This is a genomic window from Ruminococcoides sp. (genome assembly GCF_057037865.1).
On the sequence record NZ_DBLZMS010000010.1, the window covers coordinates 3,514 to 28,640 of the forward strand.

18 protein-coding genes and 1 rRNA gene are annotated in these 25,127 nt (G+C 41.8%); 6 read left to right on the forward strand and 13 right to left on the reverse strand.

The annotated features are described in order from the left end of the window. Nucleotides 1–459 precede the first annotated feature (459 nt). Complete coding sequence (locus tag AC2HW8_RS08985; protein WP_482603873.1) at nucleotides 460–1,149, reverse strand: DUF6062 family protein; 690 nt, start codon at nucleotides 1,147–1,149, stop codon at nucleotides 460–462. Nucleotides 1,150–1,421: 272 nt separating this feature from the next. Between AC2HW8_RS08985 and AC2HW8_RS08990 the strand changes: the two genes are divergently transcribed. Then, on the forward strand, nucleotides 1,422–2,255 hold the full coding sequence (locus AC2HW8_RS08990; RefSeq protein ID WP_484327448.1) for a DNA-3-methyladenine glycosylase family protein: 834 nt from the start codon (nucleotides 1,422–1,424) through the stop codon (nucleotides 2,253–2,255). Between the two features lie 270 nt (nucleotides 2,256–2,525). Here AC2HW8_RS08990 and AC2HW8_RS08995 read toward each other — a convergent pair whose 3' ends face one another. Then, nucleotides 2,526–3,767, reverse strand: coding sequence for a peptidoglycan-binding protein (locus tag AC2HW8_RS08995; RefSeq protein ID WP_484327449.1), 1,242 nt, complete (start codon nucleotides 3,765–3,767; stop codon nucleotides 2,526–2,528). A gap of 17 nt (nucleotides 3,768–3,784) precedes the next feature. Next, the gene (locus AC2HW8_RS09000; RefSeq protein ID WP_117951336.1) at nucleotides 3,785–5,020 is read right to left on the reverse strand and encodes an ATP-binding protein; all 1,236 of its coding nucleotides are present in this window, start codon (nucleotides 5,018–5,020) and stop codon (nucleotides 3,785–3,787) included. Nucleotides 5,021–5,324: 304 nt separating this feature from the next. Between AC2HW8_RS09000 and rrf the strand changes: the two genes are divergently transcribed. Both rrf and AC2HW8_RS09010 read left to right on the forward strand, forming a co-directional pair. Continuing rightward, nucleotides 5,325–5,441, forward strand: a 5S ribosomal RNA gene (rrf, locus tag AC2HW8_RS09005). Between the two features lie 558 nt (nucleotides 5,442–5,999). Continuing rightward, the gene (locus AC2HW8_RS09010) at nucleotides 6,000–7,067 is read left to right on the forward strand and encodes an FkbM family methyltransferase (RefSeq protein WP_484320176.1); all 1,068 of its coding nucleotides are present in this window, start codon (nucleotides 6,000–6,002) and stop codon (nucleotides 7,065–7,067) included. A 161-nt stretch (nucleotides 7,068–7,228) separates the two neighbouring features. Here AC2HW8_RS09010 and AC2HW8_RS09015 read toward each other — a convergent pair whose 3' ends face one another. The 7 genes from AC2HW8_RS09015 to AC2HW8_RS09045 all read right to left on the reverse strand — a co-directional run bounded on the left by AC2HW8_RS09015 (nucleotide 7,229) and on the right by AC2HW8_RS09045 (nucleotide 16,846). After that, nucleotides 7,229–8,842 (reverse strand): hypothetical protein, encoded by a 1,614-nt coding sequence (locus AC2HW8_RS09015; protein ID WP_304022820.1) that lies wholly within the window; start codon nucleotides 8,840–8,842, stop codon nucleotides 7,229–7,231. 383 nt (nucleotides 8,843–9,225) lie between these two features. Next, the gene (gene rpe, locus AC2HW8_RS09020) at nucleotides 9,226–9,873 is read right to left on the reverse strand and encodes a ribulose-phosphate 3-epimerase (protein ID WP_303670917.1); all 648 of its coding nucleotides are present in this window, start codon (nucleotides 9,871–9,873) and stop codon (nucleotides 9,226–9,228) included. A 15-nt stretch (nucleotides 9,874–9,888) separates the two neighbouring features. Continuing rightward, on the reverse strand, nucleotides 9,889–12,549 hold the full coding sequence (locus tag AC2HW8_RS09025; RefSeq protein WP_303829038.1) for a hypothetical protein: 2,661 nt from the start codon (nucleotides 12,547–12,549) through the stop codon (nucleotides 9,889–9,891). Between the two features lie 348 nt (nucleotides 12,550–12,897). Then, nucleotides 12,898–13,656 (reverse strand): 23S rRNA (guanosine(2251)-2'-O)-methyltransferase RlmB, encoded by a 759-nt coding sequence (gene rlmB, locus AC2HW8_RS09030; RefSeq protein WP_484327465.1) that lies wholly within the window; start codon nucleotides 13,654–13,656, stop codon nucleotides 12,898–12,900. A gap of 130 nt (nucleotides 13,657–13,786) precedes the next feature. After that, entirely contained in the window at nucleotides 13,787–14,368 is a 582-nt protein-coding gene (locus AC2HW8_RS09035) for a DUF6512 family protein (RefSeq protein WP_482594584.1), read from the reverse strand. Between the two features lie 444 nt (nucleotides 14,369–14,812). Next, nucleotides 14,813–15,514, reverse strand: a complete 702-nt coding sequence (locus AC2HW8_RS09040; RefSeq protein WP_242961763.1) for a bis(5'-nucleosyl)-tetraphosphatase — start codon at nucleotides 15,512–15,514, stop codon at nucleotides 14,813–14,815. A 33-nt stretch (nucleotides 15,515–15,547) separates the two neighbouring features. Further along, complete coding sequence (locus tag AC2HW8_RS09045; protein ID WP_484327450.1) at nucleotides 15,548–16,846, reverse strand: DHHW family protein; 1,299 nt, start codon at nucleotides 16,844–16,846, stop codon at nucleotides 15,548–15,550. Nucleotides 16,847–17,201: 355 nt separating this feature from the next. Here AC2HW8_RS09045 and AC2HW8_RS09050 point away from each other — a divergent pair, with 355 nt between their 5' ends. Genes AC2HW8_RS09050 through AC2HW8_RS09060 form a run of 3 tightly spaced genes read left to right on the forward strand, consistent with a single transcriptional unit; the run spans nucleotide 17,202 to nucleotide 20,621 of the window. Beyond that, a complete protein-coding gene (locus tag AC2HW8_RS09050; protein WP_484327451.1) occupies nucleotides 17,202–18,386 on the forward strand; it encodes an aminotransferase-like domain-containing protein in 1,185 nt (394 codons plus the stop codon). A 15-nt stretch (nucleotides 18,387–18,401) separates the two neighbouring features. Then, nucleotides 18,402–19,400 (forward strand): tryptophan--tRNA ligase, encoded by a 999-nt coding sequence (trpS, locus tag AC2HW8_RS09055; RefSeq protein ID WP_021882890.1) that lies wholly within the window; start codon nucleotides 18,402–18,404, stop codon nucleotides 19,398–19,400. A gap of 18 nt (nucleotides 19,401–19,418) precedes the next feature. Further along, a complete protein-coding gene (locus AC2HW8_RS09060; protein ID WP_303793110.1) occupies nucleotides 19,419–20,621 on the forward strand; it encodes a hypothetical protein in 1,203 nt (400 codons plus the stop codon). Between the two features lie 77 nt (nucleotides 20,622–20,698). Here the strand turns inward: AC2HW8_RS09060 and AC2HW8_RS09065 are convergent, their stop codons facing one another. From AC2HW8_RS09065 to AC2HW8_RS09075, 3 genes are all read right to left on the reverse strand, one after another. Further along, a complete protein-coding gene (locus AC2HW8_RS09065; protein ID WP_484311756.1) occupies nucleotides 20,699–22,030 on the reverse strand; it encodes an MATE family efflux transporter in 1,332 nt (443 codons plus the stop codon). Nucleotides 22,031–22,194: 164 nt separating this feature from the next. After that, nucleotides 22,195–23,988 carry a DUF885 domain-containing protein gene (locus AC2HW8_RS09070; RefSeq protein ID WP_484311754.1) on the reverse strand — a complete coding sequence of 598 codons (1,794 nt, stop codon included), beginning with the start codon at nucleotides 23,986–23,988 and terminating at the stop codon, nucleotides 22,195–22,197. 417 nt (nucleotides 23,989–24,405) lie between these two features. After that, nucleotides 24,406–25,053 (reverse strand): HAD family hydrolase, encoded by a 648-nt coding sequence (locus AC2HW8_RS09075; RefSeq protein WP_303793113.1) that lies wholly within the window; start codon nucleotides 25,051–25,053, stop codon nucleotides 24,406–24,408. Between the last annotated feature and the right edge of the window lie 74 nt (nucleotides 25,054–25,127).

Sequence of the window (25,127 nt, forward strand, 5' to 3'; positions counted from 1 at the left end):
TAAATTTCATATTAATAAAACAGTCGGGAAGACATTGCATTTTATTTTGCAAACTGTCTTCCCGACATTAATTTTCCATTTTCAATTTTCAATTTTACATTAATTAAACCTTTCGCTCGGGCATAATATGTTTTTTGACATTCACAAACTATCTTCATGAACGGTGAAGGTCGACTTGCATTAATGAATTTATATGTTTATACATACAGATTTTTATGCAATAAAAGCAGTGTATAATCTGTAGCGGCGAACCGTGTTCGCCATATAAATAAACAGTAAATTTCATATTAATAAAACAGTCGGGAAGACATTGCATTTTATTTTGCAAACTGTCTTCCCGACATTAATTTTCCATTTTCAATTTTCAATTTTACATTTAATTAAACCTTTCGCTCGGGCATAATATGTTTTTTGATATTTACAAACTATCTTCACGAACATAAAAAATCGGCTCGCCGTTTACGGCTTTTCGCCTGTCAAAAATTCAATACTTCTCTCAATTGAATCCTTGGAGCTTCCCCAATCTTTGCCGTGGTTGCGGTAATCAAACATTGAGCAGAAATATGTGATATCTTCTTTAAGCGACAGCAGATATTTTTTTGTAAGACCTGCTGTTTCGGCATAGAACTGCGGTAAAAGCTTTGACGGCAGCTTGCTCTTTTGGGTTGCAACATTCATAATAAAATCGTAGTGTTTAAAGCAGATAAACGGCTGTTCGTTGTACAGCTTATAAAACTCCTCTCCCTTTGCCCACTCAACAAAAATCGTGTCGCAAAAATGGTGCATATCCCACTCAATTCTGTCGCATACATAACACGAATCAAGTCGCTTTTTAATAACTTCAAGCTGTTTCTTATCAGGCTTGCCCTTCAGCTTTTTCGGTATATCGTTATCAATAATTTCCTGAAGATGACTTTCAAGAATAAGCGCATTCGGCAATTTTTGTCCTTTTTCAAACATCTGCGAAAAATGGCGGTGACAAAAGCCTTTTTTGTTGGTTTCAATCCTGATATTAGGCTCCATCATCGCATCGCCCGTAATGAATTTTACATACTGCTCCTCAAGCATACTCTCCATTCGGCAAAACGGACAACCGCATTTCGGCATAAATATATCATTAATCGGAATTGTGCAGATAGTTTCTTTCACAATAATTCTCCTTTTGAGTTAATGTGGTGGTTATAACACACCGTTTTCATCATATCAAAACATATGTGTTTAAACAAAATATTTCATCAAGGCTTGCGTTCAATGAGTTCCTGTCTGAAATACAGTCGGGACTGAAATCTGTTTTACAAACAAACTATCTTCCCGACATTCATTTTCCATTTTCAATTTTCCATTTTTCATTTTAAATAAAGTATATCATAATTTTCCCGAATGTGATATACTTTATTAAGAATATTTCGGCGGTGAAAATCATGGAATGTATTGAACTCGACAACAAAATCAAAATAACCGATGTGCATGACCTTGACCTTGCGCAGACTCTCGACTGCGGTCAGAGCTTTCGTTGGAAGTCGCAGGACGACGGTTCTTTTCACGGTGTTGCCTACGGCAAAAGCGTAACCGTCAGCCTTGACAAAACGGATATGTACATTGAAAATGCAACGGCTGACGACTTCAAAAACATCTGGTACAGCTACTTTGACTTTTCGCTTGATTACGGGAAAATCCGTGAAGAAATCAGCACAATACATCCCGTTCTGAACGAGGCGGCAAAGTACGCCCCGGGCATAAGGATTTTAAGACAAGAGCCTTTTGAGGCACTCTGCACATTCATCATTTCGCAGAACAACAATATAAAGCGAATCAAGGGCATTGTTGAGCGTTTGTGCGAGAACTTCGGCACATCGCTTGGTGACGGAGAATTTGCGTTCCCGACAGCCGAAACACTTGCAAAACTTTCGCCCGATGGCCTTGCACCGCTGAGGGCAGGATTTCGCAACCGTTACATTATTGATGCGGCACAAAAGGTTGCAAACGGTGAGGTGAATCTTGACAGCTGTTTCACGCTTGGCTATGAAGACGCAAGAGCGGAGCTTATGAAAATTACGGGCGTCGGCAAAAAGGTTGCCGACTGCACACTTCTTTTCGGTATGCACAGAATTGAGGCTTTTCCGATTGATGTGTGGATGAAACGGGCAATGGAAAAGCTGTTCCCGAATATGAACGGTGACGATTTCGGTCAGTACGCAGGCATCGCCCAGCAGTACATTTTTCACTACAGCCGAATGCACCCGGAACTGTTTTAACGGTGTGTCACCGTAATGTTAAGGTTTAATTGTAGCGGCGGTCAGTGACCGCCAATCGAAACGATTGCAAAATCGGTTCGACCGTGCATTATCACAATTTTATTGCGGCATCTATTATTGATTTGGTTTTACAACCAAATCAAATGGCGATCGCTGATCGCCGCTACGGTATATCGGTAAATCACATATAAAAAAACAGTCGGGAAGACAATGTTTTGCATTTTGCAAACTGTCTTCCCGACTATAATTTTACATTTTCAATTTTCTGATTTATTTCGCCTTTTTCGCTGAACTGTCAAAAAGCAATACAAGAGTTGCGTTATCGGCTGTACCTGTTTCTTTAAGACCGTTGTTTTTCTGGAATTTCTTAACAGCCTCGGCTGTTACTTCGCCGTAGTAGCCTGTCACATTGTCCTTGTCGGCAATGTAACCGATGTTATACAGGCGGAGCTGCATAGCCTTTACCGTGTCATTTTCATCTTCCTGCTTGAGTGAAAGGTCTGATGTAATGGTAAGCTTATACTTATCGGCAACCGACTTTGAATCGCTTGCGGTTGTTGCGTCAGTCTTTGACGCTGTCGCATCCTGAGCCTTTGTTGTGTCTGTTGCGGACTTTGGCTTGAGGTCGGGATACATAAAGTAAACCATTTTTTCAAGTGCTTCCAAAGCAGTATTGCCGGGTCTTGACATTTCTTCAAGCGAAACCTCAAGAATTTTGCCTGTCTTAACTGCGCCAAGACTTGCTAGTGTTGTATCGCCCTTAATTTTATCAAGAGTAGCTTTGTCTGCATAGAAGATAAAGTTCGGATTTGCAATCTTGAGAGTTGCAACATCAACATTGTTGTCGCTGATGTTTACTGCGGCATTAACCGCCCCCGTATAGCCCAGGAGCATATCACCGTATGTTCCGCTTGTCATCATCTTGAGTCTGTCGTCTTCTGTATAGAGATAACAAACCGTATCAAGAATGCCGGAATTTCTGTTATTAACCTGCTGTTTGTAGTTGTTCATCTTATCAAGCAATTCATTGTAGGTATCTTCACCCTTCTTTGCGCCCGTTTTTGTGCCGCCGCAAATTTTGCCGATTGTCACATAGTTTGTTTCAACCTGCTTGGGAGTGTCACCGTGTGACATTGTAACAACCTGAATACCCTTGTCCTGAAGCTTCTTCTTTGCGTCCTCATTTATTGACTGACCTGCAAACACAAGGTTTGTGCCGGAATTGATAATTTTGTCGGTATCGGGATTTTCATATGAACCGACGCTCGGGGCAACTGCGATTGACTGCTGGTCAACCTCATCACTTCTGCCCACAATATATCTGTCATAGCCTGTTGCGATGAGGATATCGGCTGTCGGCGCATCAAGAACAACTATGTTCTTTGGCTGACTTTCTATCGTGATGTTTGCCACCTCAACAGGATATTCTCCGTCAGAACAACCGCTGAAAAGCGCAACTGCCGAAAGCATTGTCACAACTGCAAGAGCAATTGAAATTATTTTTGTTTTCATAACTGACCTCCGATTAATCAGCAAAACAGCGATTCAACATACTGTCTTGCACATCTTGGCGAACGACCGCCTCTTGAAAGTGCAAACTGCTCAGCGCCGAGTGCAAGCTCTTCGTGAGTCATCTTGACGCCTCTCTGCTCTGCAAGAGAATATACAATTTCAAGAAAATCATTCTTTGAAGGAATTGTGTAGCAGACTGCAAGACCGAAACGGTCCGAAAGCGAAAGACTTTCCTGCATATTGTCACGAACATTGATATCATCAACAGTATGCGTTCTGTCGGAAATGCTTTCCTTAACAAGGTGTCTGCGATTTGATGTTGCATAAATCAACGCATTATCGGGACGAGCCGCAAGTCCGCCCTCAAGCACGGCTTTAAGGGTTGTATAGCTCTGATCCTGATGCTGGAACGAAAGATCATCAATAAATATAATGAATTTAAGCGGAAGAGCGGCAATCTTGTCAACAAGAAGCGGAAAGTCAATGAGCCTGTCCTTAGGCATTTCAACAATGCGGAGTCCGTCCTTGCGGAACTCGTTTGCAATCGCCTTGACTGTTGAGCTTTTACCTGTACCCTTATCACCGTAAAGCAGGCAGTTGTTACAGCTCTTGCCCTGAATAAATGAAAGTGTGTTGTTTACAACCTGACTTCTCTGACGCTCATATCCCGTAAATGTATCCATATCAATCTTGTCCGGATGCTCAACAGGCTGAATGTCACCGTCACGCCAGATGAATGCCTTGTAACGGGCAAACATTCCGCAACCGTTTTCCTTATAATAGGCAGAAAGCTTGTCAAGTGAACCGTCAAATCCGTCAAAGCACGGAGCGCACTTGCCTGTCTGCCACTTTGGAAGAATCGGAATAAGCTCCTTGATTTCATCGGCATAGGTATATGCCTCAAGCACTTCATCGGAAGTAAGCTTTGCGGCTGTTAAAATAGCGTCGCAGTCTGTCTTAACGGCAGAAACAACATTTTCGGGTAACTCGCCCTGTCTGCCGGCTGTTGCGGCACGGGCAAAACAGTTGTCGTCAAAAAGAGCCGTTTCGCTGATTGCAAATGCGAACTTATCCGCACAGCCTCTTTCGCAAAGCATTGAGCAAAGCTTGCCGTATGCACCGAGAAATTCCTCAGGCTTTTTGTCGAGCGAAAGCAAAAGTTCATAAAAGGCTTTCGGAACGCTTCTGTTCATTATACCTCTGAATACAGAGAGTGACGACAAAAGCATTTTACACTTATTTACATTATTCATTCTAAACATCCCAATCTGTTCTAATCTATTTAATTGTACACATTTTTATCCGTTTAGTCAATAATTTACGGCAAACAACGGCATCCTATTTTTTACGCTTTAACAAGCCAAAATATGTATAATTTTTCACCGCATCAAGTATATATTGGGTTCAATGACGGTTAAAACGGCGATAAATCGGGATAAATACGGGCTTTTCAAGGTTTTAAAAGAATTTTTAAATTTTTTTAAAAAAAGTGTTGACATTTGGTGCAGCCCGTAGTATAATCAATACTGTTCTCAAGAGAGAGACAAAAGTTAATAAGTTGGTGTTGATGACGCTGAGGGTCCACCTGTTCCCATACCGAACACAGAAGTTAAGCTCAGTGGTGCCGAAGATACTTGGCTGGTGACGGCCCGGAAAAATAGGGAGATGCCAACATATAAAGTGTCCACCCAGTAGGGTGGGCGTTTTTTTATACTTTTTTTGCTTTGCAAACCCGTAGGGGCGTTCATTGGACGCCCGCCAAGTAACGGCACAATATTTGCGATAAGGACAAATTATATAAATGTCACAAAGATATTGTTCTACTGTAGCGGCGATCAGTGATCGCCAATCAATTCGTGTGCAAACAAGAATTGACTAAATGATAATTTCAATTCGGTATTATAATCGGTTGAAACATATAATTTGTATTTATTCGTTTTGGTTTTGCAACCAAAACGATTGGTAGCCTTGCGACCGCCGCCTGTGGCGGATAAAGGGAGCAGAGCGCTGTTTGAAATAACGAGCAAAAGGAAGCACATTTATGTGCAACGCATTGCGACTATATTTCAGACGGGAGAACGAGGTTCGCCGCTACAAAACAATACACCGCTTTCTTCACATCAAAACATATGTGTGTGAACATAAAATTTCATCAAGACGGGCGTCCAATGAACGCCCCTACAGAATTGCGACAACAATTACAATGCCATATACACTAATTGGAGTATCTATATGTTTAATATAACCGAACTTTTAAAAAACGAAATATCTGTATGGGAACGACTGAAAAATTGCGGAAAGCCTGTTGTGCTTTACGGAATGGGTGACGGTGCGGACAAGGTTCTTGCCGCATTTGACCGATACGGAATCAAAGCGTCTGCCGTTATTGCAAGTGATGATTTTGTGCGTGGGCAGAAATTCCACGATTTCACGGTGAAGAAGCTTTCCGATGTTGAAACCGAATTCGGCGACATTATAATCGCCCTCTGCTTTGCAAGCCAGCTACCCGATGTTATGGAACACATAACGAAAATTTCCGAAAAGCACGAAACGCTTGTCCCCTCCGTTCCCGTTTTTGGGAACAAACTTTTTGACGATGATTTTATTACCGAAAATAAAGAGCAAATTGAAAGTGCATACAGTCTGCTTGCCGATGACCTTTCAAAAAAGGTTTACGAAAACATTCTGAAATTCTACTACACAGGCAGAATTAACCTCCTTCCCCCTGTCACAACCGACAAGGACGAGGCTTTTGGCAATATTCTGAATCTCAGTGAAAACGAAAGCTATGTTGACCTCGGCGCATACAACGGCGACACGATTGACGAATTTCTGCACTACACAAACGGCAGTTACAAGCGTATAATCGCATTTGAACCTAACGCAAAGAATTTTGAAAAGCTGAAGCTTCATTGTAAGGGCATGGCGAATGTGTCGCTTTGGCAACTCGGCTCATACAGTAAAAACACGGAGCTTATATTCAACAACAAGGCCGGTCGCAACAGCGCAATTGCCGACAAGGGCGTTGCAACAAAGGTTGCGACAGTCGATACGATTCTCTGCGGAATGGCGGCAGGCTACATTAAAGCCGATGTTGAGGGGGCGGATATGGAAACCCTCATCGGTATGCAGAAAACAATGGAAAACTGCAAACCAAAGCTGAATTTTTCGGCATACCACAGATTTGAGGATATTTTCCGCCTTGCACTATACATTCACAGCGTGAATCCCGACTACAAAATCTTTCTCCGCCACCACCCATACATTCCGGCATGGGATACGAATTTATATTGTATATAATATAATTTGATTTGCCGACGGCAAGTCGCCGTACGGGTTTTATACAAAACAAAAATGCATCAGACCTTTTTCGGGATCTGATGCATTTTTTAATAATTTCAGTTATGTCTTATTATTCGCTTACGAACAAGTGACGAACACCGCTAAATTATAATCAATGATTATTTTTTAGTTACTTTAAGTGCTCCTGTTGTCTTGTTGAAGCTGAATGTATATGTACCGCCTGATGCGATAAGTGTTACATTAGATGTGTAAGAGCTCTTGAGGTTCTTTGTACCGCTGTCAACAATCTTTGAACCGATTGTGTATGCTGTACCGTAGTTATAAACCTTGAATGAGTATGTACCCTCACTAAGCTTTACTGTACCCTTTGCAACATTGCTCTCGCCGCCCTTGTCATCAAGTACGAGGTTGATGTCGCCCGATACATGAACATCATCAGCTTTCTCATCCTTTGTAGGAACATAACCTACAACGAGTTTCTTTGTTTTTGTGTTGAGTGTGAATGTGTATGTACCGCCTGTTGCGTTGAGTGTTAGGTAGCTTGAATACTTGCTGTTGAGTGAAAGTGAATTTCCGTTTGTTGTGTTGTTGATTACTTTGCTGTAACCGTAAACCACATTATCTGCAGAAAGCTTGAACTTGTATGTGCCTGCTGCAAGATATGTTGAACCAACTGCGATAGTTCTGCCTTTTACAGGCGAAAGAATTGTGTTGAGGTCACCGATGAGGTAATCATTCGGGAGGTTTTTGTCATACTTAACAACGAGTGTGTTTGTCTTTGTGTTAAACTGGAATGTGTATGTACCGCCTGTTGCAACGAGTGTTGTGCTGCTCTTGAACTTCTTGTTGAATGTAAGACCCTTTGTTGTGTCTGTAAATGTCTTAGAGTAACCGAGAAGTGTGCCATAGTTATCAATCTTGAATGTGTATGTACCCTTCTGAAGAGCGATTTTTCCGCCTACTTTATCTGTACCGATTGATGTAAGCTTGAGCTTGATGTTGTCGCCGTATACATAGTAGCCGTCTGTAGGAACATCCGAAGGAGCAACTGTTGTCGGCTGTGTTGCCGGCTGTGTTGCTGTTGTGGGCTGTGTTGCTGTTGTTGGCTGTGTTGCTGTTGTTGGCTGTGTTGCTGTTGTAGGCTGAGGAGCTGTTGTTGGCTCTTCGCCCTGAACGAGAACTGCCTTTGCAGTAAATGCAGCACCTGCTACTTTGTTAGCACTATTGTCAATATAACCGATGTCCTTCTTTTCGCTTTCGAAGAGCTCATCACGTGTATCAGCCTCTGTACCTGTAAGATAATCAACATTGAGATTTACTGTTGTGTCACCGCTGCCTACAACATCAAATGTAAATGTGCAATAAACATTCTCTGACTTGAAGTTGAAAAGATCAAGGCTTGAGCAGGTGAAGAGAACCTTATTTGTAAGGCTTGGATTCCAAACGATGCTTCTCTGGAATACAGGGAAAACCTTTTCCCTTGTATTTGTTGATGCAAGCTTGAGAACCTTGCTGTCGTATGTAAGACTGCTCTGTGCATTAACGATCATGTGATCTGCCTTGAGAAGGTAAGTGACAACAACCTGCTTTGTCTGTGCATTGTAATCATACGAAACAGGATCTGCCACATTTGATGTAACATTGATCTTGTTGCCTGCACTTGTTTCTTCGCTTGTTTCGGCAGCACTTGCTGAGAAAGGCAGAGCTGTGAACATGCACAGCACCATCATTACCGCAAGAACCACAGAAAGCTTTTTCTGAATTTTTTTCATACTTGCTGCTCCTTTAATAAAATAAAATTACCGTTCGCCACAGTTTTGTGGCAATACTTCTAAGCTTCGGAAACTTTAACAGTACAAAATTCCCGAGGACAACTAAATTATAGCACATTTAAGTTGTTCGGGCAATGAATCTGTTATTCTTTTAACGGAAATGTTTTAGCTAAAAATCTGTGCAAAATAACGGTGAAATTGTTGCTTTGTACAAATTTTCGTGCTTATTATTGTGTATATTGCCTTTTTATCGACCGTTTTTACATATATTGACAATTACAATATAAGAATTTTCAGTGTTTTACGCCTGTTCATTTCATATAAAAAACAAAAGCCCGAATTCGAGAAATATCGGATTCGGGCTTGCTTATTATCAGAATTTATCAGAATGATTTAAAAAGCTCAATTGCTTTTGCGGGATCTGCGGCTCTGAAAACGGCTGTTCCCGCAACGCACACATCAACGCCTGCCTCTGACGCCTGCTCAATGGTATCTCTGCTGATTCCGCCGTCAGCCTCAATAAGGATATTGTTCAGACCTCTGCGTTGGCATTCCCTCTTGATTTCCTTAACCTTCGGCATCATCTCGGGCATAAAGCTCTGTCCGCCAAAGCCCGGTTCAACCGTCATAACAAGTACAAGGTCAAGCTTTTCAAGATACGGAAATACTGTCCAAGCAGGAGTGTTTGGCTTTAGAACAAGTCCGGGTTTGATTCCTCTTGACTTGATTTTCGCAATTGTATCATCAATGTCAGAGTCGCATTCAACATGGAAGGTGATGATATCCGCACCTGCATCGGCAAAATCGTCAATATATTTAAGCGGATCGCTTATCATAAGGTGAACATCAAACGGGCGGTTTGAGAACTTTCTTACCGCCTTGATTACGGGAGCGCCAAAGGTTATGTTCGGAACAAAGTGACCGTCCATAACATCAAGATGCATCCAATCGGCGCCCGCCAGATCCATTCTTTCAATTTCTTCACCCATTTTTGAAAAGTCACAAGACAAAAGTGACGGAGCTATTTTCATATTTTACATCCTTTCCTACGGTTTTTGGACAGCCGGAGCAAAAACAGCGGCGGCGCCCCAGAACAACGCATAAATCAGCACTTCAAGCGAACCCATAACCTGTACACCGGCATAAAGCGAAAGTGTTGACGCAACGAGCAATCCGAAAATTACGGCAATCAGCTGAATTATGATTGAAAGCGAAATATTGTGCTTGATTTTTACGCAACCCGTAACTGCACGGGCAAGCGATGCGGCTTTGCCGTTTGTAATGAGATATGAACGGGAGGTTTCCTCAACCGTATCCTCAGCCTCCCTGAGAACATTTCCGAGTCCTGTCGGAAGCACCTTGATACTGCGGTAGAACAAATCGTAGAGTTTTGCAACAAGGTCATTTGTAACATTATAATCGGTTGTTCTGATGAGAAAGCTTATTCCGTTGGTTTCGGCTCTCTGCATTTCAGCCTTGAGCTGAGCGTCGGGAGTGTATCTTGTAACAAACATTGCAACAAGTCTGCCTGCTCTTGACAGATATGTGACCTGTCTGCCCTGAGAAGTATATTTCTCCTCATATTCCATATTCGGAACTTCCACGCTGTACTTTTCCATAAGCGTGCGTGAACCCACAAGGATTCTTTCGCTCTTAATCCATCCCACAAGTCCGATTTCATCCTCATAAAGAACGCTTTCAACCTCGGGAAGTGTTTCCTCGGTTTCTGCAACTACCGAATCAAAAGCATTTGCAATCGGATTCTGAGCCTCTTTAAGAATTGCAATTCCGCAGAGAAGAGATTCATCAATGCCGTAATCCTCAAAGGTTTTGATGCCCTCAAGCGAGATTGACTCGGCAGGGAACAATTCATTTGCATCTATCATTATAGCCGTACTGTCGCAGAACTGCTTTACCGACGGATAACCCGAAAGCATTGAGCCGTAGGAAAGCAGAGTTTTGCAGAGCTTTCTCACGGGGGCATTAACAGAAAGAAGTGTTGCCACAGGCACAGACACCGCCGTAATAAGTGCAAATGCATTTAAAGCGTCTGCAAATGACAGCTTAACAACACCGTACATTACCGCAATGATTATTGATGCAATTGTTGTTATCGGGGCAAGCTTTGACGCCAAATCCTCGCTCGGATCGGGTGCATAAGATATTTTGAGAAAGTTTGACGGAAATTTGGTCTTATGCTGATAGGCAATTATCGGACGGTCGGCGGCAGTACCGCTCATCATCTGCATTGCAACAGACTCGTTGTTGTAAATCTTTGACGCATATTTCTGTCCCTTTGACGAAACAAACTTAAAATTGTCCTTTACACGAAGAACCATATAAAGCTTTCCCACATTATTTGCAAAGAACGCAAGCATAGGAATTACCGTGTAGTAGTTCACATGAAATCCGTTCAAATCGCCAAGGCAGAAGAATGACACAATTATCTGAACCATTCCTGCCGCACCTGCAACGGCAACGGCTGTATCGGAATTACCTTTGATATGCACAAGCGGCGAAAGTCCGCTGAGCATTGCCACACGGTTCAGCACAAGCGACGCCGCCATAAGAATAAACAGCAAAATTGCGTATGCCGCCGGTGCAAAAGGAACTGCCGAACATATTGCATTCGGAAAAATTCTTGTAACGATTGTGAGAACGACCACAACTGCTGCAATTATTCCCGACAACAGACTTCTCATAAAGAGCTTTCTTATATTATGATTCAGCTCATAGAGAATACTTTTTTCGTCCTCCTCGCCTGTATAATCCTCAACAGGCTTTGAATTTTCCTCTTTTACGGTATCGTTATCGTCGGATTCATCCTTTGAAAAGATTCCGACAAGGGCAGAAATAACCTTTTCGCCTATAGGGCGGTTATCCTTATGCTTTTCCTCGGTCGGGGCAATCTCCTCATCAACGATTGTCGGTTCGGGACGAAGCACATGAGCGATTACAGAAGGATTCTTTGAACGCACATACTCCTCATACTCATTCGCTACAGCCTCGGAAAATCTGCCTGCCTTGACATTGAGAATATTTCTCGGTTCATCGGGACGATACACGGGAACTTTTGCAACCACCTTGCGAGGCGGTTTTTCTGTATTCGGAAACTGATGAACGGGAGTCTGCGAAGCCTCTTTCTTTTCTTTGGTTTCGGTCTTTTCCTTTGGCTTATCCTCGGGAATGTCGATATCTATGGTATGGTAGCTTTTAATTTCAGCCTCGTCACGAAACTGGTCAACCTCTCCGAGCACTTCGCCCGAAAATTCTGTATTTTCATCATACTCAGGTGTGAGGGTAACTATCTTATTTTCTTCCTCGGCGGCTTTTTTCTTTGCCTCCTCATACTCACGCTTGGCTTTTTCGGCTTTTTCCGCAGCCTTTTTTTCAGCCTCTGCTTTAAGCTGTTCGGGAGTTACAAGGTCATCGTCATTTCCGTCCATTATAAGCTCTGCCTGCATTGTGGCGGCAGTCTTATCCCCGACTATTGAGTTTGAAGTATCAGGTTCGGATTCATCAAGCGGATTTGTATTTTTTAACCTCGGCTTTTTATCGGCATTGCTGAAAATTTCTTCAATCTTCGGCTTTGCACGGTATTTCTGTGCCGTCTGCTCCATTCGTTCCTGATCGGCAAGATAGTGGGTTTCTTCGAGTATGCTCTCGATTTCAAGCTCTTTAAGCCTGTCCTTGTCCATATCAGCCAAAGCATTCACTCCTTTTTATTTACTCTCGGGCAGATAGTTAGATTTATCGGAAACTATGCCACCCGAGCGGTACTCTCTGTTTTTACAGTCATTGACATTTAAACACACAACTTTGATAACATCAAATGATTTTATTTAAACATCAAATTTCATCAAGGCGGGCGGATGATATCCTCCCGTCTGAAATATAGTTGCAATGCGTTGTGCATAAATGCACTGCCTTTTGCTCGTTATTTCAGACAGCGCTTTGCTCCCTTTTTCCGCCACCGGCGGCGGTCGCAAGGCTACCCCTACATACATGTACTTTCATAAATTTTACATTTTACATTTTCAATTTTCAATTTGACATCAGCGGTTTTTCATCGCTTTGTACATCAAAATTCCTGCGGCAACCGACGCATTAAGGGAATTTATCTGACCTTTCATGGGCAATGACGCTATTACATCGCACTTTTCACGGACAAGTCTTGAAATGCCCTTACCTTCGTTGCCGATAACAATTGCACACGCACCCGAAAAATCACACTCGTCATAATCCGTGCCGTCCATGTCTGCGCCGTAAACCCACACGCCTTTTTCTTTGAGCTCATCAAGTGTAACCGCAATATTGGTCACCCTTGCAACACGCATATATTCAATTGCGCCTGCAGACGCTTTGGCAACCGTGTAGCTTAAACCGGCACTTCTGCGTTTCGGAATAATAATTCCGTGAACTCCGGCACATTCTGCGGTTCTGATTATTGCACCGAGATTATGCGGATCTTCAACCTCATCAAGCACAACAACAAACGGAGCTTCGCCCCTACTTTCGGCATAATTGAGGATATCGTCAACCGTTGAATAATCCTTTGCCGCCGCAAATGCGACAATACCCTGATGAGTTGCGCCGCCGCTTACATAATCAAGCTTTGTGCGGTCAACCTCCTTAACGGGAATTTTCTTGTCACGGGCTTTTGCGAGGATTCCCACAATCGCACCGCTCTTTTCACCCTTTGCAACAAGAATTTTGTCAATTGGGCGATTACTGCGAACAGCCTCGCTTACAGGATTTCGCCCTGCAATCACATCAGGCTTTTGTTCTGTATTTTCAAATCTTTCGTTTTTCATCATAATCAGCCTTATTCGGTTTCCTTTTTATTTTTTGTGTCTGCATGGGACACACCGCTTCATTTTGCTATCTATTATAACATAACAATTCAAATTATTAAATACTTTTAAGCCATTTGTTTTTAAAAACTCAAACTCTGTACAATGTATCAAGAGCAATCGCTCCGGAGTCGATGTATTCGGGAATTATGCCGTACATTCCCGTTTGTATGTCCTCAAAAAGTATCATGTGCGGAGGGAACACTGTAAAACTGCAGTACACGGCAATCAAAAGTAACATCATAAACACGCAGGGCAAAAAAAGCTGTTCAATTTTTCTTTCGCCGTATTCAAGCCTTGCGCTGAGTGCAAACGCAGAAAAACACACGGCAATTGCACAAATGAACCTTGGCAGACCTGCACTTTCAACACCGAGTGCATAGATTAGCAGATATGACGCAAGACAGAATATTCCGACAAACCACAGCGAAATTATTCTTGACACGGCAAAGCGATGGAATCCCGAGCGTTTTCCGATTGCCTCAACAAGACTCCACACAAGGTAGGAAAGCATAACAACCTTGGTCTGCTCCCACATACTGCCGTTTACAGCACCGAAAAATATGCCGAGCAACGCACCGTTTGTCAGCGAATAAAGATTTTTGAACACAATTATCATCAGCGGAACAATGACAAGCCCCCAACGCCTCATTTTCACGGTTTCCTTTTTCATAAAACACACCTCGCCGATGTATTTTATGAGTATAGATTGTCATATATTACCTTGCCACAATTTGAATCGCAGAAAAAAATGTTTTTTTGAATCACAAATTTGCGATTTATTTTTCTAAATTTGCACTTATACATTCTGTATAACTCAACATTTTAAACATCAATGTGGAAAACTATGTTGAAAGTGTTAAAAGTGATGTTAAAAAATCCCGATACTACACGAAATTTACAAAGTTGTAACTTTTAACATTAAAAAAATAGGTTTTCCACATTTTTGGATACAGGATTGTAACGGGGAAATTAGATTACATTCTGTATAATCCACATGTCAAGTGGTATTTTTTGCTTTTTTTCAACATTTTTAATTTACAGAAAATGTTTTATAAAATCAAAAAAACAGGCACACCGCCGTGTACCTGTAAATTTCGTGTTAAATTGTCGGCTTTTAGTTTCTGAGAAGATGAATCGCCGTTTCAGCTTTCTCAATAATCCTCAAATCATTATCATAGGAGCACATTTTTCGTGCCTGTTGCAAATCAACCCAAATATAACTGTCAATTTCCTCCTCCTGAATTTTGACATTATCCGTAAATGCCTGTGCAAGGAAAAAGACAACCCGTTTGCGAATTTTACCGAAAGGACAGTATTCGCTGATTTCACGAAAGCCCTTTTCAATCACGACATCAAGACCTGTTTCCTCTTTAATTTCACGGATTGCTGTCTGATGTTCGTTTTCACCGTCTTCAATATGCCCCTTCGGAAAGCTCCAATATCTGCCGTTGCTGTTCTTTACAAGCAGAATTTTCGTGTTCTGTCTGCTTTTGTAGAAGATAACCGCACCGCACGACTTTTCGTAAAGGCACACAATGCTTTTCAGCTTAATATTTTTCAGTTTTGAAAGCACCTGTCGCAGTTCGGGCTCATAAAACACCTCACCGTATTGTGAGATTATCGGACGCTCGCCGTCAAGGCCGTCAAATTCGGCAACGGCAACCACAACGCCCTCAAAATATTCTGTTACGGGTTTGTGCGAAATCACATACGCACTTTTACAGCGTCCTGAAACGGAGGTAATTTGTGCCGAATACAGCTTATCGCTTATTTTTCCGAACACGCTCACCTTCACGCTGTCTGCTATCATCGGCATACACCTCCTTACAAGAATTTACCCGATATGATATCAGTTAAAAAGTCCGCTCATACTGTCAAGCTGAACCTGAGTGTTGGCACTCATTACACCGTTCATAAAAAGCACCTCGTCAATTCCGTTGGTTTTGCAGTAATCAACAAGATTATGTTTGAAATATCTGAAATCGATAACATGAACTTCTTCGTAGTTATTGGTGAGATACGGAACAAAAGCGTTGCCGTAGCTTTCCTTTACAACAGCAATCTTCTTGCCTGCCGCCGCATTTTTCGAAGCTGATTTCAGAACCGTGAGGGCATTATCACCCATAATAAACACACCGTAGGTGTTTGAACCGCCCTCTGCGGCTTCATAGTAGGGACTGTCATAGCTTGCGGAAGAACCGTCTGCCTGTGTGATATCCATTGTTACATTATAAGGGAACTTCCAATAACTTACCGTATCGCTGTCAAGACCGTCTGCCGAGTTGGTAAACGAGCCTGTAAAGCCGTCAATTTTCTGTTCCTTGCAATCATCAAGCGAAAGAACGGGCAAATCGTTTGTATCGGCAAATGCTGTGTAAGCATAGTAAGCGCCGAGGCCTGTCCAATGGTGGTCGCTCTTAAAGTAGATGTAATCTGTATTATGTTCTGCAAGACGGTTGTAGCAGTTAATCGGAGTTACCTTATCGGAAAGAGCCGCATAAGCCGCCTTGATGTTGTCAGCCTGTGAGGTTGACGGAGCGTCGCTGTCTTTGAGTCTTTGCGGAAGTCCCATTTCGGTATGGTTAGGAACAATCATATCATAAACCTTTACGGAACTGCCGAACTTGTCTGCAAAGCCGTTGATTGTCTGAGCGTAGTTCTGCGCTCTTGCATCATCACTGCCGAACAATTCGTAGCCTATTTTGTTCCACACATAAATGCCGTACGAAAGAGTTCCGTTTGTATTGTCGTCCTTTATGCTCGGTGTCATAAAGTATGTAGGAGAAAGCTCGTCTGCTTTGTTAGCTGTCGAAGATTTTGCGGTTTCGTCGGGAGATGCCGTTGTACCCACTGTTCCCGTGGGAACGCTTGCAAGGGCATCTTCCTTTGAACAACCCTTAAAAATTGAAGTTATAATAAAAATAATAACAAACAGAATTACCAATGCGCTCACAACGATAATAATTCTGTTTCTGGTTCTTCTTTTGTTTCTTCTTTTTACAGGTCTTCTGACTGGACGCTGTGATGACGGTCTTGCGGCATAGCTTGCAGAACGGCGCTGTTGCTGTCTGCGACGATATTCACGGGAATCAATGCTGTCATCGAAATTATCAAGATCAAAATAATCGTAATCGTTTCTTCTGCTCATAGTGTTACTCTCCCAAACCGAAGATTTTTAAATTCAATTTGAATTCAATGAATTATATAAGTGTATTAATTACGCGCAGTGTACTCCTGTTTGAATCAAAGCAAGCCTTGCTCTGACCGTAAGGACATTATCACTTAGATTATACAACAGAAACTCATCAAAAACAATACAAAAAGCACAAAAAATACAATTTCCGTGAATTAACATTTACAAATGCAAAATAATAAATTACACATTTTTTGAATAAAATCGCAGTAAAAACAGTCAAATTTCTTGAACATATATGCAATTCGTGATAGAATTACAGGGTATGGAATTTTAAAAAATCCTTATCATCTTAAAAGGAGATATTTTTATGGAATACAGGTTTTCCGACAGGGTTTCAAACCTGAAGCCGAGTGCTATCAGAGAAATTTTCAAATATGCCGCCGATCCGAGCGTTGTGTCGCTTTCGGCAGGAAACCCGTCGCCCGATGCATTTCCCTCAAAGGAGATTGCGGAAATCTCGGCAAAGGTTTTTGCAGAAGATCCGATTTCGGTTTTACAGTACAGCGTTTCGGAGGGTTACACTCCGCTGAGAAAGCACCTTACGGAATATATGAAAAAGGAGCATAACACAGGCTCTGACAATGACGACATTCTCATCACAACAGGCGCACAGCAGATTATGGATTTATGCTCAAAGGCTCTTGTAAACGAGGGCGATGTTGTAATCTGCGAGGCACCGTCATTCATCGGCTCGCTCAACACATTCAGAAGCTACAACGCAAAGCTTGCAGGTGTTCCCGTTGAGCCTGACGGTATGAGCACAGAAAAGCTTGAAGAGGCTTTAAAAGCCAATCCGAACGCAAAGCTCATTTACACAATTCCGAATTTTCAAAATCCTTCGGGTGTTACAATGAGCCTTGAAAAGCGTAAGAAAGTTTATGAGCTTGCCAAAAAATACGGTGTTCTCATCATTGAGGACAACCCGTACGGCGACCTGCGTTACAGCGGTGAATATGTTCCGAACATAAAAAGCTTTGATACGGACGGAATTGTAATCTATGCCGGTTCATTCTCAAAGGTAATTTCACCGGGTATGCGTGTTGCTTACACAATTGCACCAAAGCCGATTTTTCAAAAGCTTGTTGTGTGCAAACAGGGCAACGATGTACATACAAATATCTGGGCACAATATGTATGCGATGAATTCATCACAAAGTATGACTTTAACGCTCATCTTGCAAAGCTTCGTGAAATCTACACAAAGAAAGCGAACTTCTGCATGGAGCTTCTTGACAAATACTGCGCACCAAAAATCACATATCATAAAATTGACGGCGGTCTTTTCATTTGGTGTGACTTGCCCGAGGATATTGATATGCCGAATTTCTGCAAAGAACTCGTTCTCAAAAAGGTTTGCGTAGTTCCGGGCAACGCATTTTTAACTGACGAAAACGAAACCTGTCACAGTTTCAGAATAAACTTTTCAACACCGACTGACGAACAGCTTGAAAGAGGAATCAAAATCCTCGGCGAGTATGCAAACAGTCTTTAATCACGGAGGGGAATAATGGAAAATCAGACAAAAAAAGAGGTTGTATTCAGCGCAATACAGCCCAGCGGAACAATTACACTCGGAAACTATCTCGGTGCGGTTCGCAACTGGGTTACAATGCAGAACGAATACGACTGCATTTACGCTCTTGCAGATTTGCACACAATCACGGTAAGACAGACTCCTGCCGTTATGCGTAAGAATATAATTGATGCTTATGCTTCAATTATGGCTTGCGGTATTGATGTTGAAAAAAGTCTTTTCTTCATTCAGAGTCATGTTCACACTCACGCAGAGCTTGCGTGGGCGCTCAGCTGTTACACACAGTTCGGCGAGCTTTCAAGAATGACGCAGTTCAAGGACAAGTCTGCAAAGCATGCCGACAACATCAACGCAGGTCTTTTCACTTATCCCGTACTCATGGCTGCCGACATTCTTCTCTATCAGGCTGACAAAGTGCCTGTCGGTGCAGACCAGAAACAGCACATTGAAATTACAAGAAACATTGCAGAGCGTTTTAACGGTATTTACGGCAATGTGTTCAAGATTCCGGACGGTTTCATCCCAAAGAACGGTGCAAGGGTTATGAGTCTTCAGGACCCGACAAGAAAGATGAGCAAGTCCGATGAAAATGTCAACGGCTGTGTACATCTTCTTGATGCACCCGAGGTTATAATGAAGAAGTTCAAGAGAGCCGTTACGGACAGCGAGGCAAAGGTTCGCTATGCGGAGGGCAAAGACGGCGTAAATAACCTTATGGCAATTTACAGCGCAGTTACAGGTCTTTCATACGAGCAGATTGAAAAGGATTTTGACGGCAAGGGCTACGGCGACTTCAAGACAGCTGTAGGCGAGGCAGTTGTTGAAGAACTTCGTCCGATTCGTGAACGCTACGAAAAGCTTGTTGCAGACAAGGCATATCTTGAAAGCTGTTACAGAAAAGCCGATGAAATTGCCCTTAAAATCAGCAGCCGCACAATGGGCAAGGTTATGAAGAAAATCGGGTTTATCTAATTAAAAAGGAACTCTGCCATGACAAAAATCGAAAGTAAAGCGATTAACTTTATAAAGAAAAACATTCTTCTGTTTTTACTCGGGGCAGTGAGTATAATTGCGATTGTCATAAGAGCCTGCGGAATAGATTTTCAAAGCGATGATTTCAACAGCTTTTTAAATTCGTGGTGGAGCATAATCAAGCTGAATGATTTTACGGGGCTTGCAACTCAGGTGGGTAACTACAACATTCCGTATCAAGTCATAATCTATCTTATGACTCTTTTGCCGCTAAATGCTCTGTATGCGTACAAAATCGTATCAATAATCTTTGACTTTGTACTTGCAATTTCAACCGCAATGCTTGTTTATTCGTTTGCAAAGAATAACCGACGGCTCAAAGCGATACTCACCTACTCAGCCGTACTTCTTTCGGCAACGGTGATTTTTAACTCATCGTTTTGGGCGCAATGCGATTCAATTTACACCTCGTTTATAATCCTTGCAATACTGTTTTTGCACAAAGACAAGCCGATTGCATCGTTTGTGTTCATCGGCGTTGCGTTTGCATTCAAGTTGCAGACCGTATTCATCATTCCCGTTCTGCTTTATTACTGGATTTCGACAAAGAAAATTTCGATTCTGCATTTCTTTATAATTCCTGCGGTTGATGTGATAATGTGCCTGCCTGCAATTATTATGGGTAGACCGTTTATCGATATTATCACAATCTACGCTGAACAGACCGACTACGGAAAGCTTATTCAGATGAACTGTCCGAACTTTTATGCACTAATATGTGACGGAAACGATATGACATATTATTATCTGTTCAAGCAGTTTTCGGTCTTTCTGACAATTGCCGTACTCGGAATTATGATGTGCATTATCATCTATAAAAAGGTTGATTTGAAAAGCCTTGAAACTTTTCTTCTGACAACAGCGTGGACTGTGTTCACCTGTATCATGTTTCTTTCGTCAATGCACGAACGCTACGGTTATCTGCTTGACATTATTTTAATTGTCTATGCGGCGGTAAGTGCAAAGCATTTGTGGATTCCGATTGTGTCAACGCTTATAAGCCTGAGAGGCTATTGCTACTATCTGTTCTCATACGAGCTTATTAGCCTTAAATTTACGGCAATCATCTACACCGCACTTTATGTTTACATAACATTCTTGCTCGTAAAAACAATTTTCAGAGCAAAATCATCTGGTAATGTTTTTGCAAAAACAATTTAAAATTAAACATATTTTAAATAACAAACAACCGCCAAAATCCATTATATCGGGTTTTGGCGGTTGTTATTTTTATTTATTCAATGATTTTTAATTTTTGCAAATACAACAGCAACAAGAAATGTGACAAATTCTGTAATTGGGAACGCAAGCCATATGCCTGTCATTTGAACAGCGCTGTTTAAAAGCCAAATTACGGGGACTAACAGCACGCCCTGTCGCAACAGTTGAACTACAACGCCGGGCATAATACTGTCTGTTGCCTGTTCATAGGTTGCAATCATTGCGGAAAAGCCGCTGAACACAAATCCGAGTGACATAATTCTCATTGCCGGCACTCCAAAAGCACACATTTCTTCCGATGCCGAAAACAAAAACAATATCTCTTTCGGGAAAATCAGCACCAAGAGCATACCGACAATCATCATAACAGTCGCGATAATTGTTCCGCTCTTATTTGCTTGTTTAAGGCGACCGTACTCTTTTGCTCTGTAATTAAACCGCATTATAGGCAAACAGCCTTGAATCAGTCCGTTCACCGTCATAAAAATCAACTGCTGAACCTTGAAATATGCTCCGAAAAATGCAACCGCCGTGTCCGAATATCGCACCAAAAACATATTTGCAAAATTCACGGTGAATGCTCCCAACGCATTCATAACAAACGAGGGCAATCCGTAGGAAAATATCAGCTTTATCATCTGCGGTTCAAGGCAGTTTTTAAACACCGGCTTAACCTTTTGTTTTGTAAAAAACAGCTGTATCAACGCAATGATTGTTGAAACAACATAGCCTAAAACCGTGGCAACTGCAGCTCCGACCACACCCATTTTCGGAAACGGACCTATGCCGAAAATGAGCAAAGGGTCAAACACGAAATTGAATACAACACCTGCAATTTGAAACCACATCGGAGCAATCATATTGCCTGTTGCCTGAAGTATTTTTTGAATTACAATATGCACCATATTTGGTATCTGCATAAAAACGCAGACGCTCATATACGCAATTCCGTATTCAAAAATCTCTTTGTTTTGCGTAAAAGCCGAATAATAGGGATTTATTATGAAAAGCGAAAGAAAATTTATCAGCACTCCGACAACTACCGAAATTACCACTCCGAGAGCCGCTGCAGAATTTGCCTTTTGCTGATTTTTCTGTCCCAAATAACCTGCAATCAAAACATTAACACCCACACCTATCCACACGGACAACGCATTCATAAGCGTTGTAATCGGGAATGCAAGCGATACTGCCGCAAGCGCCTGTTCATTTATACCCGCAACAAACATACTGTCAACAAGGTTGTATGAATACTGAAAAAACATTGAAATCAGCGGCGGTGCCGACATTTGAATTATAAGTTTGTTGACAGGTTCATAAGCCATTTTGTTTTCCGTTTTAACGCCCATATTAACACCCCTTGCGTAAAATAAAAATCGCCATACACCCATAATGAGTGTATGGCGAAAATAAGAATCACATCTTAGAAAAATCCATACCAATTTAGATTTATCATATCAATGAGTTAAGTATATCATACCTGTAAAAAATATTCAAGATTATCACCAAAAATTTACTTTTTGCTTTCAAGCCACATATCAAGGGCTTTTTCATAGACATCAATGCTTGTGATTCCGAGATTCATAATAAATGTGTGATATTCCTTTGCGTCAAAGCTTGAGCCAAGCTCGCTTTCGGCTGTTTCACGCATATCAATCATCTTGAGGTAGCCTACGGTATAGGGGAGAAAATAACCCGGATTTGAACGGGCAAGGTCATACGCCTCTTTTGTTGCGGCTGTAACGCTCTCGCTGTCAGCCGAACCGAGTGCCGTTGACATATACTCCTTGACTTTTTCATAATCCCAGCCGTTGTAGTTCACACCGACATCGACCATGGAATAGAGAATATAGCCGAGAATATCATTTGCGTAGATAAGCTTCTTAATGCCTTCGCTTGTATCAAGGTAATCAAGCGTACATTTCGAGGCATACTGCGCCCAACCCTCGGTTGCGCCGATAAAGCTTAAAATCTTGCGGACATTCGGGATATCCTTGTTTGCATTTGATGCGGTAAACTGATAAAGATGACCGGGATAGCCTTCATGGGCAAGAGTTGTGTACATCTGAGTCATACCCTTATTTGCAAAGTCGGGGTTGATTTTGATGATATTAACGCTTGTATCGTCAATTCGTCCCTGAACATAGTACGCTCCCACATTGTCGCTCTTTGCGGAATCGCTCATATAATCTGCCGTGTAAGAGGTTGTAACGGGAGTCGGAAAGTCCTCCTCGATATTCTTAATCAAAAATTCAAGCACCTCATCGGCGTCCTTAAAGTCGGGTTTGTAGTCCTGAAATTTGCTCAAGTCATCCTGTGAAACATTGCTCATGCTCATTCCAACCTTTGTAAAGCTGTTTGTAAGGTATGACTTAAGCTCCTCGGGAGTCATACTGCTGCTTGTTTTGTCTTTGACAATTGCCGAATAATACTTTTTGCCGATTTTGCCGTAACCGCAAAGACCTTCTTCGTTTTTGCCTGATTTTTTGAGACTTTCAAGTGCTGAATTTGCTGATTTCAAAGCAGGAATGTAGTATTCTTCAAAATACTTTTTATTGGTTTCGACAACAGTCTTTTTCTCGGAATCGCTAAGACCGAGTGACTTTATTCTCGACTCAAACTCGTCAACAAGCACGGACTTGTCATTCTTAATATGCTTTTCGCACTCGTCAATTGACTGCTGTGCGATATCTTCAGCCATAAAGTAACCGTCCTCAGCCTGTTTCCTTGTGAACTCAATGCACTCGTCCATATAGCGTTTTGTGTCCTTCAAAACAGCAAGGTAAAGGTCGGTATCATCCTTTTCATAGAAAGTGAATTCGGACAGGGTGGTAAAGAGGTTTGCAACAATTCCCGACTGCGGTGCAAATATACTCTGCAATTCTGTTGTACCATCATATGAAAGCTGAATTCCAAAGTAGCTTTCAAGGGTGTCATATGTCTGCTTTTGAGAAGAAGTAAGTCCCGAACGGTCAAACTCCTCCAAATCCGTTTTTGCCTTTTTCAGTTCATCAAAGGATTCTTTTGTTTCTTCATCGGACACATGACCGAGGGTATAGTCCTCCTCGTCATATTTCAAACCGTAGTCCGACGGATTTGAAATGTCAAAATGTGCAGTAAGAGCGTCATCCTCAAGTTCTTCCGAAAACAAATCGTCACAATATTTATCAAACTGAATTTGTGCATCCGTTTTGGTTGGTTCTGTGCCAGAGTCAAAGTCACAGGCACAGACAGAAAACGCCATAACGGCACACAACATAACAGCAAGCGTACCCTTGAGTGATTTTTTATTTATAATTTTCTTCATTTTGTCCTCCGTAAAGATTGTTGTTTACCAAAGTATAACATATTATCGTGCTGTTATTCAATGATTATTTTTAATTTTACCCTTTTCCGCAGTAACCGTAGCAACGCTCAACAGGCATTGCCGTTCTTTTTTAACAATTGTTGAAAACTATGTGGAAAATGTGTATAATAATTAGCCCTGCTCAATTGTATTTTTGTAAATTGTAACCATTTGTAATTATTTGTAATTTTCTCGGATAATTGAGCCAACAATATGCCGGAACCGTAAACTCGTAGGGGTAGCCTTGCGACCGCCGCCTGTGGCGGATAATATCCGCCCCTAAAGATTTGTACGAACGGTTGCAATGTTACGCTCGGGCATAATATGTTTTTTACATTACAAACTGTCTGCCCGACATTAATTTTCAATTTTCCATTTTCAATTTGAAATTCGTTCTATCGCTTCGCTTAAATCCGTACACAAAAAATCTATCATCGGTTTAATTTCGGCTGTCGGCTCTGACAAATCGGGAACCATAACCGTGGTCATACCTGCGGCATGTGCAGATTTTATGCCGTTAATGCTGTCCTCAAACGCAACGCAGTCCACCGGCTCAAGCCCGAGCTTCTTTGCGGCAATCAAAAAAACCTCGGGATCGGGCTTGCCGTTTTTAACATCATCACCGCACACGAATGCGTCAAATTTATCATAGAGATTGATTTTCTTCATAATCTTCAAAGCCGTTTGTGACGAGGTTGAAGTTGCAAGCGAAATTTTACAACCGACTGATTTTAAATAATCAAAAATTTCGTACAAGCCTTTTTTTACAGGCACACCGTTCTTTTCGATACGCTTAAAATAGCGGATTCTCGACTCCGCCTTGTAAGCGGGATAGTCAAAATCATCGCCGTAAACCGACTTGTAATATTCGTAGGAATCCTCACTGCGAAGTCCGATTGTCTTTTTGAAAATGTCAAGATTAAACTCTTTGCCGTCCTCACCAAGCATTTCCTGCCAGATTGAATAAACAAGCCTTTCACTGTCAATCATAAGCCCGTCCATATCAAAAACTGCGCCCTTAAACATAAAACCGCCCCTTTTTTCGCTTTTAAGTCTGTATATAATAGCATATTTTACAAAAAAAGACAAATCGGTTGTAA